The sequence below is a fragment of the Paenibacillus sp. S150 genome (genome assembly GCF_019352175.1).
GTDB lineage: Bacteria > Bacillota > Bacilli > Paenibacillales > Paenibacillaceae > Paenibacillus_AQ.
The window spans coordinates 1-15,728 of record NZ_JACBYI010000029.1 but is presented as its reverse complement, the minus strand read 5'-3'; the positions used below and the strand labels follow the sequence as shown (position 1 = coordinate 15,728).

Genomic DNA, 15,728 nt, shown 5'->3' with positions numbered 1-15,728 from the left:
GCAATTGCCGGAAATAAAGATACAGCCATCATATATATATACCTGGGCCTGCACTGAGGATGAAGAATCACTATGCAGAATGGAGCTGCGCTGTCTGTTTGACCGTGAAATTCGAGCCGCCGTCTTTCAGAGCGGGGTTGAAGTGGATGTGAGCCGCAGCCCGTTCATCAAGGAGCGGATTGACGTCAGGTATGCCGGGAACAGCCTGGAGGACATCTACAGGCAGACCGGGCAGGTCAAGGTGGAGGGGCAGACGTTCAAGGTGATTTTTGTGAAGACCAACGATTTGTCCCCGGAGAAAAAAATAGAGTACGACGAACGCAGAGCGATTGAACGGGAAATCGGCATGCGCATCGAGGGGGAGGCGGATGTGAATCATCCGCAGCTGGTGTACGGCATAGTAACCCTGGGCGGCCGCTGGTATTTCGGTACATATCATAAAAACAAGGCGACCTGGTTCCGGCAGATGAAAAAACCGCGCAGCTACTCGATTGCCCTCGGCACGCGTGTAGCCCGGGCGGCAGTCAATATGGCGGTTCCCCATCCGGCCGGTGTCAGAGCCATAGATCCCTGCTGCGGCATAGGCACGGTAATGGTGGAGGCGCTGTCGATGGGCGTTGATATCGCCGGCCGTGACATCAATCCCCAAATTGCTGCCGGGGCGCGGACAAACATTGCCCATTTCGGGTTCAGCGGCACCGTTACGCTGGGGGACATCGCGGATATAGAGGAGCATTATGATGTTGCCATTGTGGACATGCCCTATAATTTATATTCACGGATTACGCCTGAGGAGCAGCTGTCGATCCTGGTGCATACACGCCGTATCGCCGACCGGGCCGTCATTGTGGCGATTGAAGCGGTGGACGGGATGATTGCCGAAGCGGGCTTCACCATTATCGACCGCTGTGTGGCGAAGAAAGGCGCGTTCTCCCGCCATTTGATGCTCTGTGAGTAGACCGGTGCAAATTTGTTATATAAGAGCCGGAGTATACAAAACTAATTGAAGGCGGTGCAGCTGTGGAAGAGAAATGGTTAACCTGGGCCAAGCAAATTCAGGCGATTGCCCAAACGGGGCTTACATACGCCAAGGATGTCTATGATATTGAACGGTATGAGGCGCTGAGGGAGCTGAGTGTGGATATTCTGGCCAATTACACCTATGAGAGCAAGGAGAAAATCCGGCTTGCCTTTGCGGGCGAGGAGGGCTACAGTACACCCAAGGTGGATGTGCGCGGCGTGATTTTCCGCGGGGAGAAGATTCTGCTGGTTCGTGAAAAGCTGGACGGCAACTGGGCGCTTCCCGGAGGGTGGGCCGATATCGGACTGTCACCCAGCGAGGTTGTCGTCAAGGAGATAGCGGAGGAGTCGGGCTTCCGGGCTGAGGCGGTCCGTCTGCTGGCTGTGCTGGACAAGAAGTTCCATAACCACCCGCCGGAGCCATATCATATATATAAAATGTTCATCCTCTGCCGGATTACCGGCGGTGAGGCTGCGGAAGGCGTGGAGACGAACGGAGTAGCTTTTTTTGCCGAGGATGAGCTGCCGGAGCTGTCGGAAGAACGAAACACACGGGAGCAGCTTGCGACGATGTTTCAATACCTGCGGAATCCTGAAAAACCGGTCATTTTGGACTAGAAGTATGCATATGATGTATGACTAAGCTAACATATAAGTTTTAAATAAGACAAAAACTGGTTAATAATAGTTATGTAAGCCTTTGCAATGAATTGCCGCTGAGCCTTTATATCTAACAAAAAACCAGAAATCCAACCTTTTGGGCCAGGCGGTCTACATTTTTTCCTCTACTGTGACGATAAGATATTTTAGGAGGGGATCGCATGGAACAAGAAGAATTGAGACTTCCGATTAAGCAGGAGGGCATGACACGTCCTGCAGAAGGCAATATTGCCTCTGGTTTGGTATGGGGCATCCTCATCAGCATTCCTTTATGGATCTCGGTTATAGGCTGGGTTATGGGCTTCTGGCGCTAGAGCTCGCCATGGAGATGCCAATTTCCACTAATTTGTACTATACAATGAAGGCTGCCTCTTCGTGATGAAGGAGCAGCCTTTTTGAAATTATAAAATTTTCGCAGACCACCCGCATGCCGGGATTAAAGTATTCATCCGTGGCGATGCCTGGAGCAAGCATTTCGGTATCAATGGAGCCGAGCTGCTCTTCGGCTGCGGCAATCTTCTGCTCCCAGTAAATCAGTCTCCGGGCAGTTTTGATATTTTGGCAATGAGTGTAGCAAAAAACATTTAAGCGCAAACGGTCAAATATTGGTGCGAACCCCAAGCTCCCATAAAAACCCCGGGAGATTCGCACCTCGAAACTTGATGAAAATTGTCGAAAAACTTGAACATGGCAAAATGTCAAGAGTTGAGTTATACTTTTTTTGAAAGAATGGATGAAAGAAAGGTAGAGTTTTATGCACATCAGGCATGAAAACGTCCTTTTTCGGGGTCGCACTCCGTATGGAGTGCGTGGATTGAAATACAGTGGATCTGTCCAGAGACGGGGAAGTGCTGGCGTCGCACTCCGTATGGAGTGCGTGGATTGAAATCTTGGGAAATCGGAGCGGTAAGAGGCTTTCAGGTGGGTCGCACTCCGTATGGAGTGCGTGGATTGAAATAACATGCCATTTCTGATGATGGCGATTGCTTTACGTCGCACTCCGTATGGAGTGCGTGGATTGAAATTTTGATAAATGGTTTTAGAGGGGGTACGGATATGGTCGCACTCCGTATGGAGTGCGTGGATTGAAATGAAACGTCTCCGATTTTCCGGCGCTTGGCGCTCAACGTCGCACTCCGTATGGAGTGCGTGGATTGAAATTTTGTAGCTTCACCGTCGCAATTGGCGTGATCCAGTCGCACTCCGTATGGAGTGCGTGGATTGAAATCGTATAGAACTTGAGTTCTGTTTTTTTGCATGTTGTCGCACTCCGTATGGAGTGCGTGGATTGAAATTCTGGCAAATTTTCGAATGGCGTTGGCCGAATTAGTCGCACTCCGTATGGAGTGCGTGGATTGAAATATCTTTGGTTGTTTTGCCATATCGTCTATCTCTCCGTCGCACTCCGTATGGAGTGCGTGGATTGAAATCCGATACGCGAGATTTGTTATCGCAAGCGAAAATAGTCGCACTCCGTATGGAGTGCGTGGATTGAAATTGTTTCCCGGTTTGATTCAAGATAATCGATACATGTCGCACTCCGTATGGAGTGCGTGGATTGAAATGTAGCTATAAACGTACCCATCATAGCGTGTTAGTCGTCGCACTCCGTATGGAGTGCGTGGATTGAAATACAACGATGACTGTCAACCACCCGTTAGCTGTCGTCGCACTCCGTATGGAGTGCGTGGATTGAAATTCCTAAATCAATATAATTCCCCTAGGGCGTGTCTGAAAACTATAGATTGCTTCCAAAGCGAAACTATAGCATAATTTGGCAAGGACGAAATCAAAAGGAGCCTTGACATAGATGCTAAGACGCCACGAAATTAGAGACCCGCACTGGGAGCGGATAGAAGCGCTGCTGCCACCCGAAAATACAGGAGAAGGCAGACCCTCGAAGCCCAATCGAATGATGCTAAATGGAATGCTTTGGAAAGTAAAAACAGGCGCTCCTTGGCGTGATTTGCCTGAACGTTTCGGCCCTTGGAAAACGGTATATTCCCGATTCCGTTTGTGGAGCAAAGACGATGTTTTTCAAAAGATATTTGAGTCCTTGAGCAGCGATGCAGACTTACAGGAAGTCTCCCTGGACAGCACTTCCTGTAAAGTTCATCAGCACGCAGCAGGGGCTGAAAAGGGGCTGAAAATGCCGAAACCAACCAAGAAATCGGACTTTCGCGAGGGGGGCGCAACACCAAAATCCACGCCGTAGTGGATGCTCTAGGGAATCCTGTTCATCTGGTTTTAACGCCTGGAAATATCAATGACTGTACGGTGGCGATTGAAGTTCTTGCTGGCGTAACGTTATTGGGAAGTGCAGTTTTAGCGGACAAAGCCTACGGGACTCAGACCATTCGAGCGTATATTGAATCGCAAGATGCAGCGTACTGCATCCCACCCAAGTCCAATGCGGTAGAGCCCTGGGACTGTGATTTCCACCGTTATAAAGAACGCCTTGCGGTGGAATGCTTTTTCAACAAACTCAAGCAATTCCGTGGGATCGCAACACGCTATGACAAGCTTTCACGAAGCTTTTTGAGCTTTGTCTTTCTGGCTTCGGCGATGATTTTATTGAAGTAGATCCTTAAAACTTAGTTTTCAGACACGCCCTAACGAACACTCAGTCGCACTCTGTATGGAGTGCGTGGATTGAAATAAAAGATTTGAGCGATAAATGGCGTTTGAATTTTGTCGCACTCCGTACGGAGTGCATGGATTGAAATCCTAAGCGTCTGAAGGACAATGGATTCGTATGGAGTGCGTAGATTAAAATATATTTCTCCCCTGGGTTTATTGGATTTGAGTCGCGCTCCGTATCGAATATATGGATTGGAATTTGAAATGAATTATGAAGTTGATTATACGTTTGTCTCTAGATATCTCTGCGGAGATATCTTTTTTTCTGTGTTCCGGACTTCCTTTATCACATTCAGACAAAATAGTAGAAAAAATACAAAGATTATTGTTATTTCGGCAGGAATAGAGTTTGGGTCTATGGAAATAGTTGAAGGTCATCCTTTTTTAGGAGAAATAATGCGATTTGTGTATAAAGACCTATAATCATGTTTTTTTAGGAGGTTACATATGAGATACATTGCTCACATACGCGAAAGTGACCATGAAAACCAGTGGGTAGATGTGCATTTGCGGGGTGTCCAGCGACTGGCGGAATTGTTCGGGGCCAAATTGGATATTGTCCATATTACGGGATTAGCCGGCTTGCTTCATGATATGGGGAAGTTGACCTCGGCTTTTCTGAACTATATTACACAAGCTGTGCTCCATCCCGAAAAGCCTGTCCAGCGCGGGAGTGTTGATCATTCAACGGCTGGCGGCAAGATGTTATATCAGTTTTGTCATACCGGTAAAATTGAACGGGAAAAAGGGCTGCTTGCTGAAATTGTAGGCAACGCCATCATATCGCATCATTCCTATCTGCATGACTATCTGGACCCGAACCTGGATTCCCCTTATTTGCGCCGTGTCAGGGACAAGGAGGATATTTCTGATTTCGAGCGAAGCATAGCCTTGTTCTTCGAGCAGGTGATGCCAGAACAAGAATTTCTCCATTATGTCGAGTTGGCCGCTCAGGAACTGAAACGTTTTTTTGAATTGCCTTCTTCGTTTAGCATGGAGCTTAAGTGTATGTTTTTGACTAAATTTGTGTTCAGCGCACTGATTGATGCCGACCGGACTGACACGAGACGGTTTGAAGAGAAGGCTTACGATGAGGAAGAGGACGGAAAATGCAGAAATGAACTCTTTCAAAATTACTACAGCAAATTAATGGATGAAATCCAGAGATTCTCGCAAAAGGGGGATTCAGAATCTGATATAAACAAATTAAGAAGCGCAATGTCAGAACAATGCGATGCTTTTGCTGACAACCCTTCTGGCATCTATACCTTATCCATCCCCACAGGTGGAGGAAAGACGCTGGCCAGCTTGCGCTACGCCTTGAAGCATGCCATTGCCCGTTGCAAAAAACGCATCATTTATGTTCTTCCGTATACCACGATTATTGAGCAAAATGCGGCTGAGGTACGCAGAATTTTAGATGACGAGGCTCATATTCTGGAGCATCATTCCAATGTGATAGAAGAAGTTCAAGATGATGAAGCGGACGATGGACTTGTAAATATTCAACAAAAGCTAAAGCTGGCCAAGGACAATTGGGATTCGCCGGTTGTCTTTACGACAATGGTTCAGTTTCTGAATGCCTTTTATGCAAAGGGCAGCAGAAATATTCGCCGGCTCCACAATATATGCGAGTCCGTCGTTGTGTTTGATGAAGTGCAGAAAGTTCCGGTTTCCTGCGTAGCACTGTTTAATCAAGCTCTTAATTTTCTTAAGGACTATGGTCGTTCCAGCCTTGTCCTGTGTACGGCAACTCAACCTGCGCTGGATTTTGTGAAGCACCGATTACATATAAATCCTGAAGCTGAGATGATCTCCGATCTCTCACAAGTGATTAACGCCTTCAAGCGGGTAGAAATTATGGATGAAGCAACAAAAGAACCGTTTACCAATGAAACGCTGACAGCCTTTATAGCCGACAGGCTTGAAACCAAACGCAGCCTGTTAATCATCCTGAACACCAAATCAGTAGTCAAAGACTTGTATCAACTGTTGCAAGGGAGCTTGGATACGGCCGTATATCACCTAAGCACCTCCATGTGCGCATATCATCGCAAGCAGATTTTGGCTGAGATTCGAGATCGTCTTAAGAACCAAGAGAAGCTGGTATGCATCAGCACACCGCTAATCGAGGCGGGAGTGGATGTCAGTTTTGAGTGTGTTATCCGTTCGTTGTCCGGGCTTGATTCCATTGCCCAAGCGGCGGGAAGGTGTAACAGACATGGTGAAGACCCGCTTCAACAGGTCTATGTCATTGATCATGCGCAAGAAAATCTGGTTCATCTGCAAGAAGTCCGTAAGGGAAAAGAAATCACAAGGCAAATGCTGGTCGATCTCAGGCACAAGGAAACGGCCCATGGCGGACATCTTTTGTCGGTAGCAGCCATGCAGTATTACTTTCAACGCTTCTATCAGGAGGTTGAGCCTTTGTTGGAGTTTAATATTAAAGAACTTCGCCTTCGGATGACCGACTTGCTGTTCGCAAGTCCTCAAGATAATCGTTATTTTCAAGAATATTGTCAAAACAAACCGCCAAGGCCCCCCATATTTCTCGTGAACAGTTACCGGACAGCGGCGGAGTACTTTGAGGTCATTGATAATAGAAGCATCTCTGTGGTGGTGCCGTATGGCGAGGGAAAGGACATTATCGCGGCGCTTAATGGTGCGGAACGAATCGAGGATTTCGGAAGATTGCTGCGGAAGGCACAGCAGTTTACGGTTAATCTGTTTCCATATGAGGTTGAGGAACTGGATAACAACGGCGGCCTTGCCACATGTCTGGACGGTCAAATGCGTGTTTTGAAAGAAGGGGCGTATAACGATGAATACGGGGTGAATGTAAACAACGACAGTTGGGGGGGAGGGTTCTTTTCGTAGCGGTAAAAAAACCTGTGTCAAAGAATGAAGGGAGGTGAATCTATGATTCGAAATTCGGTAGAGTTTTCTGTATATGGTGACTATGCCCTTTTCACCGATCCTCTGACGAAGCTGGGAGGAGAGAAGTTAAGCTATCAAATTCCTACGTATCAGGCGCTCAAGGGTATAGTGGAGAGTATTTATTGGAAACCGACATTGATCATGATTGTGGATGCCGTTCGCATTATGAATCCGATCCGAATGGAATCCAAGGGAGTGCGGCCAATCGAATATGGCGGCGGTAATTCACTGGCCAATTATACGTATCTTAAAGACGTGCATTATCAAGTAAGATGCCATTTCGAGTTTAATCTGAACCGTCCCGATATGGCTTTCGACCGAAATGAAAACAAGCATCACCATATATTGAGACGCAGTGTCCGTGCAGGTGGACGCAGAGACATTTTTCTGGGAACGAGGGAATGCCAGGCATACGTGGAGCCTTGCGTGTTCGGAGAAGGAGACAGCTTTTATTCAAATTATGAGGAACTGCACTTCGGGACAATGGTACACGGCATTAACTATCCGGATGAAACGGGAAGAAGCCAAATGGAGGTTCGTTTGTGGAATCCCGAAATGAAGAATGGAGTCATTGAGTTTAAACGGCCGGAAGATTGTACGCAAATTCGGGTTGTTTCCGAGATGAAGCCAAAGGTATTTAATGAAAGCAATGTGGAGTCGGCCGAGCAGCTGCTGGCCCGTTGGGGAGAGGGGGTAAATGGATGAGTTGGCTGTTGAATCTTTATGAAACCTATGAATCTAATTTGGGTCTCGTCGGCGAGCCGGCGCTGAGGAACGAACGTGAATATACGCTTCTTCCCGTCTCGCATACCACGCAAAATGCCCATATTGAAGTATCAGTTACGGAGAACGGTGAATTTCATTCCGCCAGAGTGATTGATAAAGGCGATACCAATACGTTAATTCCATGTACCGAGAAGTCTTCCAGCAGGGCTGGGGCAGTAATTGCTCCCTATCCGCTGCATGACAAATTAAGTTATGTTGCGGGAGATTTCGTTGCATTCGGCGGCAAAGTAAAGGGAGAAGAGCCTTTTGAAACATACATACAGGAATTGCAGAATTGGGCAGAATCTCCGCATGCTCATCCTAAAGTAGTCAGCATATACCGCTATCTTCGTCAAAGAACGTTAATCCATGACCTGGTATACCGCGAGTCCATATTGGCTGTAGATGAGCATAATCGAATGATCGAGAAGTGGGACAAAAAGCATGAAAACCGCTATCCCCTGAAACCGGCTATATTTGGCATTATTGCCGGTGATCAGACCAGCGCTTTCATCCGCTTCAATGTATATTCGCCGGATCGGCCGCTTACTTCCGTGTGGAAGGACCGTGAAGTATACAATTCCTTTATTGCTTATTATTCAGAACGTTTGGGTGATGAAGATTACTGTTACGTCAAAGGAGAACGTTTGCCCGCTACGGAACGTCACGCCAACAAAATTCGGAACGCCGGCGACAAAGCAAAGCTGATATCGGCCAACGATACGAGCGGCTTTACCTTTAGAGGGCGTTTTGTTCAAAGCAGAGATGCGGCAAGCATCAGCTATGAGGCATCGCAGAAAGCGCATAATGCGCTGAAATGGCTGATTAACCGTCAAGGCAAAACAATGGATGACCGGGTGTTTCTGGTATGGGGCAATGATACTTTGTATATCCCCGATCCTGTTGAAGATACATTTGCCCTTGACCCCGAAGCGGCGCTTACCGTAGTGAACAAGTCCAATACAAATGAAGCATTGGCGGACGAAATGGCGAAGGCTCTGGATGGTTATAAAAATAGACTTGCGGATGAGAATGCAGACCCTTTCAAGTCAAACGTCAATATTATCGTGCTGGACTCGGCGACCACCGGACGGATGGCGGTGCTTTATTTCCGCAATATGAACAAGGAATTGTATTTGAACAGGCTCGTGAAGTGGCATACCACATGCGCTTGGCTGCATCGTTATCGCAAGAACAAGGAGAATGAATTTGTTTCCTTTTATGGTGCTCCAGCCACTCGGGATATCGCTTTTGCCGCCTATGGCCCTCGCGCGGGAGATAAAGTGGTAAAAGGCTTAATGGAGCGTATGCTGCCTTGCATTGTAGACGGGACAAGGGTTCCGTTGGACATTGTCAGGAGCGCGCTCAACAGAGCGTCCAATCCGGTTGCGTTAGAACACTGGGAATGGGAAAAAACGCTAAGCATTGCGTGTGCCTTAATGAATAAACATTATACAGACCGGCAGGAGGGAATGACATTGGCGCTTGATGAACAGAACGATGACCGCAGTTATTTGTTTGGCCGTATGCTTGCTGTGGCAGACGTATTGGAAAGACGCGCACTTGGGGACGAGAAGCGGGCAACCAACGCCATCCGCTACATGAATGCATTTGCCCAGCATCCCGAGCGGACGTGGGTCACTATACAAAAGGCATTGCAGCCGTATCAAGCCAGGTTGGGGTATGAAGCAAGGTATTGGAATGAAAAGATCGATGAGATCGGATTTATGTTTAAAACGGAGGATTTTAACAACAAAGCTTTGTCCGGTAAATACTTGCTCGGTTTTTATAGTCAAAGACATGAGCTTTACCAAAGCAAGAAGAAAGAAAAAGCTGCTGAGGCGCAATCAACTAATAAGGAGTGACTTTAATGAGTTTAGATCATAAAATTGATTTTGCTGTCGTGTTGTCTGTTACAAATGCCAATCCAAACGGTGATCCTTTGAACGGAAATCGGCCTCGGCAAAACTACGATGGCTACGGAGAGATATCGGATGTGGCCATTAAACGTAAAATCAGAAACCGATTGCAGGATTTGGGAGAGTCTATTTTCGTCCAGTCCAATGACCGCAAAACCGATGATTACGGAAGCCTGCGCGAACGGGCGGACGGAAATGCCAAGCTGAATGAAATTTTGAAATCAAAAAATGCCTCTAACGATGAATTTGCCCGGATCGCTTGCGAAGAATGGATAGACGTGCGCGGCTTTGGCCAAGTATTTGCTTTTAAGGGAGCCGGAAATGGCAATGGAGTTTCGGTTGGCGTACGTGGACCCGTTTCCATACATACCGCCCGAAGCGTGGACCCGATTGATATTACCAGTATGCAGATTACGAAAAGCGTTAATTCCGAGCCGGGCAAAGACCGCGGTTCCGATACGATGGGCATGAAGCACCGGGTTGATTTCGGCGTATATGTATTTTTTGGAAGCATTAATACGCAATTGGCCGAGAAAACGGGGTTCACCAACGAAGATGCCGCTAAATTCAAGGAAGCGCTGCGCACGTTATTTGAAAATGATTTGTCTTCGGCCAGACCGGAAGGCAGCATGGAGGTGCATAAGGTTTTCTGGTGGGAGCATAATTCCAAATTGGGGCAGTATTCTTCTGCCAAGGTGCATCGTTCGTTGCAGGTGAAATCGAAGGCAGAAGAACCTAAGTCATTTGACGATTATGCAATTGAGTGTTTCCCGCTTGAAGGCCTGAAAGTGGAAGAGTATGACGGCCTATAACGAAGAAGATTTCCTGCTGTTGTCCGGCATTCAGCATTTCAATTTTTGCCGGCGGCAGTGGGCGCTCATTCATATTGAACAGCAGTGGGAGGAAAACGTCCGTACGCTGGAAGGAAGCTATGTGCACCGGGTGGCGGATCGGCCTTTAATGCGTGAGAAAAGAGCAGACAAGCTGGTAGTGCGTGCGTTGCCGGTGCAATCGCGCGAGCTTGGGGTGAGTGGAATATGTGATGTGGTCGAGTTTATCCGCGACCCGGACGGAGTGCCTCTTGCCGGTGAAGAAGGGCGGTATTTGCCATATCCGGTGGAATATAAACGGGGCAAGCCCAAACTTGGCGACTCGGACCGTTCTCAGCTGATTGCGCAACTGATGTGTCTGGAAGAGATGCTGGTTTGTGAGTTGTCTACCGGTTTTCTTTTTTATGATGAGATCAAGCATCGGGAAGAGGTTCCGGTAACGGCAGCGGATCGGGAACGGGTAAAGGCGGCTTTGCAGGAGATGCACGGTTATTTTCGCAGAAGCTATACTCCGAAGGTTAAAACCGGCCCCCATTGTAAGAGTTGCTCGCTTAATCTGGTTTGTTTGCCGGAGATGCTGAAGAAGCGGGGCGTGAGCAGTTACATTGAAAGCAGGTTAAGCGAATGAAGAAGATGCTGAACACCTTGTTTGTCACGACACCGGATACGTATTTATCTCTGGACGGCGAGAATATTGTCATTAAAGGAGAAGAGCGGGTGCTGGGGCGGTATCCGCTGCACAACTTGGAGGCGGTGTGTACATTTGGCTATGCGGGAGTCAGTCCGGCGCTGATGGGCTCATGTGCAGAGCGTAACATTGCCTTGACGTTTATGACCCGCAGCGGACGTTTCCTGGCACGGGTTATCGGAGAGAGCCGGGGTAACGTGATCCTGCGCAAGGAGCAATATCGCATTTCGGACGATGAGCGCCGCAGCGCGCTGGTTGCCCGCAACATGATTCTAGGCAAAGTCTACAACAGCAAATGGATATTGGAGCGGGCCACACGTGATTATGCGCTTCGTTTGGATGCTGGCCGGATGAAGCAGGTTTCGGCAGGGCTGACGGAAATTATGAATGTTGTGCGTTACGTGGAGGATCTGGAGATTTTGCGGGGACTGGAGGGCAGCGCTGCTGCTCAATATAACTCGGTATTTGACGAGCTGATTCTGCAGCAAAAAGACGATTTTTATTTCCGGGGCCGCAATAAGCGGCCTCCGCTGGATAACGTCAACGCGCTGCTGTCCTTTACGTACACATTGCTGGCCGGCGACGCCGCAGCGGCGCTAGAGACGGTTGGATTGGACGCTTATGTTGGCTTTTTGCATCGTGACCGGCCGGGGAGAGTCTCGCTCGCGCTTGATCTGATGGAGGAACTGCGCGGGGTATATGCGGATCGTTTCGTGTTGTCGCTCATTAACAAGAAAGTGATTACCGCTAAAGGGTTTTATCGAAAAGAAAATGGAGCGGTCATTATGGAGGACGATATACGCAAATCCGTTTTGAAAGCGTGGCAGGAGCGGAAGCAAGAGGGGATTGTACATCCTTATCTCGGTGAAAAAATGTCCTGGGGACTTGTTCCCTATGCCCAAGCGTTATTGCTTGCCAGACATATTCGCGGTGATTTGGAGGAGTACCCGCCATTTTTGTGGAAGTAGGTGTTGACTGTGTTAATCTTAGTTACCTATGATGTTGCAACTACGACCGCCGAAGGAAGGCGCCGTTTGTCCAAAGTATCCAAGAAATGTCTGGATTATGGACAACGGGTGCAAAACTCCGTATTTGAGTGTATCGTCGATTCCACTCAGTTTCGCAAGTTGAGATATGAACTGGAGGAACTGATTGATACGGAGACGGATAGCCTGCGCTTTTATAACTTGGGAGACAAGCACAAAACCAAAGTGGAGCATATCGGCGCCAAAGCTTCCTATGATATGGAAGCTCCGTTAATTCTGTAAAGGGAAATTTGGTAAGTTCGGTCAAAAAAATATTGCCAAAGCTATTCCAAAAGTGGTGCGAACCCCAAGCTCCCATAAAAACCCCGGGACATTCGCACCTCAGATTTTGTCGAAATCCGGTCGGATTCAGGCGAATCAGTAAAAGTCAAGAGTTCAACCATATTTTTTATAACCAACATGAAAAAGAAAAAGTCGGAATTCATATCTTTGTGAGATCATTCTGTGTTTTTTCGCTGTCGCACTCCATGTGAGTGCGTGGATTGAAATCAAGCAGATGGGCTTCGATCGTCCCATCGTCGAGTCGCACTCCATGTGAGTGCGTGGATTGAAATCTTCTGGATTTACTGAGGATGAGGTTGAACTGCTTGTCGCACTCCATGTGAGTGCGTGGATTGAAATTACAATGCTGTGCGAGCTGCCCGCAGCGTGTGGCGGTCGCACTCCATGTGAGTGCGTGGATTGAAATACATATGGGAGGTATAATTCTTTTTCGGCAGCCTCCGTCGCACTCCATGTGAGTGCGTGGATTGAAATCGGCATCATGGATATTCTACCGAATGGGGTATGGTGTCGCACTCCATGTGAGTGCGTGGATTGAAATTATACCTGTCTTGTCGCTCATACTGGTTATGCCTCGTCGCACTCCATGTGAGTGCGTGGATTGAAATGCTTGAGCAAGGGTAATTGCAAAATCATCGACTATGTCGCACTCCATGTGAGTGCGTGGATTGAAATCTGGTTACTATGATGCCTCGATGCGCATCAGTCTGGTCGCACTCCATGTGAGTGCGTGGATTGAAATTGTACCCGTTCTGTCCGCACGGCCCGCTGGTAGTAGTCGCACTCCATGTGAGTGCGTGGATTGAAATTCGTAGAGACAATGCTGCAGTTCGATAGCCAATTGTCGCACTCCATGTGAGTGCGTGGATTGAAATCAAAATGTTCAACTCCATTTCAAATTTGATAGAGTGTCGCACTCCATGTGAGTGCGTGGATTGAAATATTGGTAAAATATAATTCCTGATAATAATCATGACGTCGCACTCCATGTGAGTGCGTGGATTGAAATTAACTAAGAAAGCATACATATTGCGTGAAGTTTCGTCGCACTCCATGTGAGTGCGTGGATTGAAATCATAAAAAATGCTACCAACGCCAGAATACATGAGTGTCGCACTCCATGTGAGTGCGTGGATTGAAATTAACGTGCACCATGGGTCGCCCCATGCCCCATATGGTCGCACTCCATGTGAGTGCGTGGATTGAAATTATGCATATTCACCGTCCGTGCAGCATCCCATTGGGTCGCACTCCATGTGAGTGCGTGGATTGAAATCCAGCAAGTCAGCCGAAAGCAAGAAATATCAAGCCGTCGCACTCCATGTGAGTGCGTGGATTGAAATCGGTTCTTTATAGAGGGCTACAATTAAGCGTTCGACCGTCGCACTCCATGTGAGTGCGTGGATTGAAATCAACAGCGCCATATTGTCTGCAAGCATGATAGTTGTCGCACTCCATGTGAGTGCGTGGATTGAAATTGGTTTAAAAAGGTCGAAGGATGTGGGATGAACTTCAGTCGCACTCCATGTGAGTGCGTGGATTGAAATGTGATACTCTTGCAGCTCAAGCAATCGCTGTTGTTGGTCGCACTCCATGTGAGTGCGTGGATTGAAATATCTCAACTGCCCGGCACATCGGGTACGGCGGGGCGGTCGCACTCCATGTGAGTGCGTGGATTGAAATCTTCTGCAAGTTCTCTTGTTGTAATGTCGCCTGTTGGTCGCACTCCATGTGAGTGCGTGGATTGAAATCGCATGCCCTTGGTGACTTCTTCTCCCAGGTTTTCCGTCGCACTCCATGTGAGTGCGTGGATTGAAATACGAAATTTGGTCCGCAAGAGTCCCAAGATTATTTTGTCGCACTCCATGTGAGTGCGTGGATTGAAATTTGTTGTCATAGTTTTGCTGGAGCGTGGCTGCGGTGGTCGCACTCCATGTGAGTGCGTGGATTGAAATCCCTGGAGCCTGACGCCGCGGGCCATTTGCGCTTTGGTCGCACTCCATGTGAGTGCGTGGATTGAAATCCTTTCCCCCACACTCCGGCATGATCCGCACAAGTCGCACTCCATGTGAGTGCGTGGATTGAAATCTGTCCACACACAGCAAAATAGCCCTCGATGACCATGTCGCACTCCATGTGAGTGCGTGGATTGAAATGCGAGCAGCAAGGCAGGATGCAGACCCAACAGAACGTCGCACTCCATGTGAGTGCGTGGATTGAAATCAACGCTGTTCCAAGTTGTCTTTTTATAGTGATCGGTCGCACTCCATGTGAGTGCGTGGATTGAAATCTTTGCAAAAGTGAGCCAGACCATGAAAGTAACAATGTCGCACTCCATGTGAGTGCGTGGATTGAAATCGCACAAGATATTGCAATGGTGTTACCAGCATTTGTCGCACTCCATGTGAGTGCGTGGATTGAAATTATTTGTGGTAAGGGAAAGGAATATGCGAGTGTTGCGTCGCACTCCATGTGAGTGCGTGGATTGAAATAATCTTTTGGCTGTCCGTATGGGTCCGCACTGGACGTCGCACTCCATGTGAGTGCGTGGATTGAAATTGACGAGTGCTGCGGGTTACACCGTCTCCCTGACCGTCGCACTCCATGTGAGTGCGTGGATTGAAATTTCGGACAGGAACTGTATTGGAGACGCCACGAGATGTCGCACTCCATGTGAGTGCGTGAATTGAAATCGCGAGGTCAATTACGAAGCCGGTCCGCTCGATATTGTCGCACTCCATGTGAGTGCGTGGATTGAAATTGGAAGGTCACCAATACTGACGGTGATATTAAATGTCGCACTCCATGTGAGTGGTAAGCGTCAAACAGCCCACACCTTGACACCAAGATGAGGGCTCCATATTTAGAATGAGATTAGGATTTCAACACTCGACAGATCGGTGGCAACGCGGCTGACCACGGCAAGAACGGGTCCAGCACT

At 48.1% G+C, this 15,728-nt stretch carries 11 protein-coding genes and 2 CRISPR repeat arrays; all 11 genes read left to right on the top strand.

Annotated elements, in window-relative coordinates; translation table 11 throughout:
- Positions 1-4: 4 nt before the first annotated feature.
- The 11 genes from HYD27_RS22020 to cas2 all read left to right on the top strand — a co-directional run bounded on the left by HYD27_RS22020 (position 5) and on the right by cas2 (position 12,727).
- Positions 5-958, top strand: a complete 954-nt coding sequence (locus HYD27_RS22020) for a TRM11 family SAM-dependent methyltransferase (protein WP_228745256.1) — start codon at positions 5-7, stop codon at positions 956-958.
- A gap of 62 nt (positions 959-1,020) precedes the next feature.
- Complete coding sequence (locus tag HYD27_RS22015; RefSeq protein WP_219218697.1) at positions 1,021-1,638, top strand: NUDIX hydrolase; 618 nt, start codon at positions 1,021-1,023, stop codon at positions 1,636-1,638.
- 203 nt (positions 1,639-1,841) lie between these two features.
- Positions 1,842-1,994: a hypothetical protein gene (locus HYD27_RS22010; RefSeq protein WP_219218786.1), complete on the top strand. Its 153-nt coding sequence runs from the start codon at positions 1,842-1,844 to the stop codon at positions 1,992-1,994.
- A gap of 474 nt (positions 1,995-2,468) precedes the next feature.
- Positions 2,469-3,379: direct repeats of the CRISPR family, unit length 33 nt; unit sequence GTCGCACTCCGTATGGAGTGCGTGGATTGAAAT.
- A gap of 111 nt (positions 3,380-3,490) precedes the next feature.
- A protein-coding gene (locus HYD27_RS22005) for an IS5 family transposase (RefSeq protein WP_219218694.1) occupies positions 3,491-4,263 on the top strand; the annotation gives its coding sequence in 2 pieces (ribosomal slippage) (positions 3,491-3,821 and positions 3,821-4,263; 774 coding nt in all).
- A gap of 504 nt (positions 4,264-4,767) precedes the next feature.
- A complete protein-coding gene (gene cas3, locus HYD27_RS22000) occupies positions 4,768-7,197 on the top strand; it encodes a CRISPR-associated helicase Cas3' (protein ID WP_219218692.1) in 2,430 nt (809 codons plus the stop codon).
- 45 nt (positions 7,198-7,242) lie between these two features.
- On the top strand, positions 7,243-7,962 hold the full coding sequence (cas5c, locus tag HYD27_RS21995) for a type I-C CRISPR-associated protein Cas5c (RefSeq protein WP_219218774.1): 720 nt from the start codon (positions 7,243-7,245) through the stop codon (positions 7,960-7,962).
- Positions 7,959-9,887 (top strand): type I-C CRISPR-associated protein Cas8c/Csd1, encoded by a 1,929-nt coding sequence (cas8c, locus tag HYD27_RS21990; protein ID WP_219218690.1) that lies wholly within the window; start codon positions 7,959-7,961, stop codon positions 9,885-9,887. Before cas5c ends, cas8c begins: the two co-directional genes overlap by 4 nt.
- A 5-nt stretch (positions 9,888-9,892) precedes the next feature.
- The gene (cas7c, locus tag HYD27_RS21985) at positions 9,893-10,753 is read left to right on the top strand and encodes a type I-C CRISPR-associated protein Cas7/Csd2 (RefSeq protein ID WP_219218688.1); all 861 of its coding nucleotides are present in this window, start codon (positions 9,893-9,895) and stop codon (positions 10,751-10,753) included.
- Positions 10,740-11,399, top strand: coding sequence for a CRISPR-associated protein Cas4 (gene cas4 / locus HYD27_RS21980; protein WP_219218687.1), 660 nt, complete (start codon positions 10,740-10,742; stop codon positions 11,397-11,399). The genes cas7c and cas4 overlap by 14 nt, the downstream gene beginning before the upstream one ends.
- On the top strand, positions 11,396-12,427 hold the full coding sequence (gene cas1c, locus HYD27_RS21975; RefSeq protein ID WP_219218686.1) for a type I-C CRISPR-associated endonuclease Cas1c: 1,032 nt from the start codon (positions 11,396-11,398) through the stop codon (positions 12,425-12,427). The genes cas4 and cas1c overlap by 4 nt, the downstream gene beginning before the upstream one ends.
- A 9-nt stretch (positions 12,428-12,436) precedes the next feature.
- On the top strand, positions 12,437-12,727 hold the full coding sequence (gene cas2, locus HYD27_RS21970) for a CRISPR-associated endonuclease Cas2 (RefSeq protein ID WP_219218685.1): 291 nt from the start codon (positions 12,437-12,439) through the stop codon (positions 12,725-12,727).
- Positions 12,728-12,962: 235 nt separating this feature from the next.
- Positions 12,963-15,548: direct repeats of the CRISPR family, unit length 32 nt; unit sequence GTCGCACTCCATGTGAGTGCGTGGATTGAAAT.
- Between the last annotated feature and the right edge of the window lie 180 nt (positions 15,549-15,728).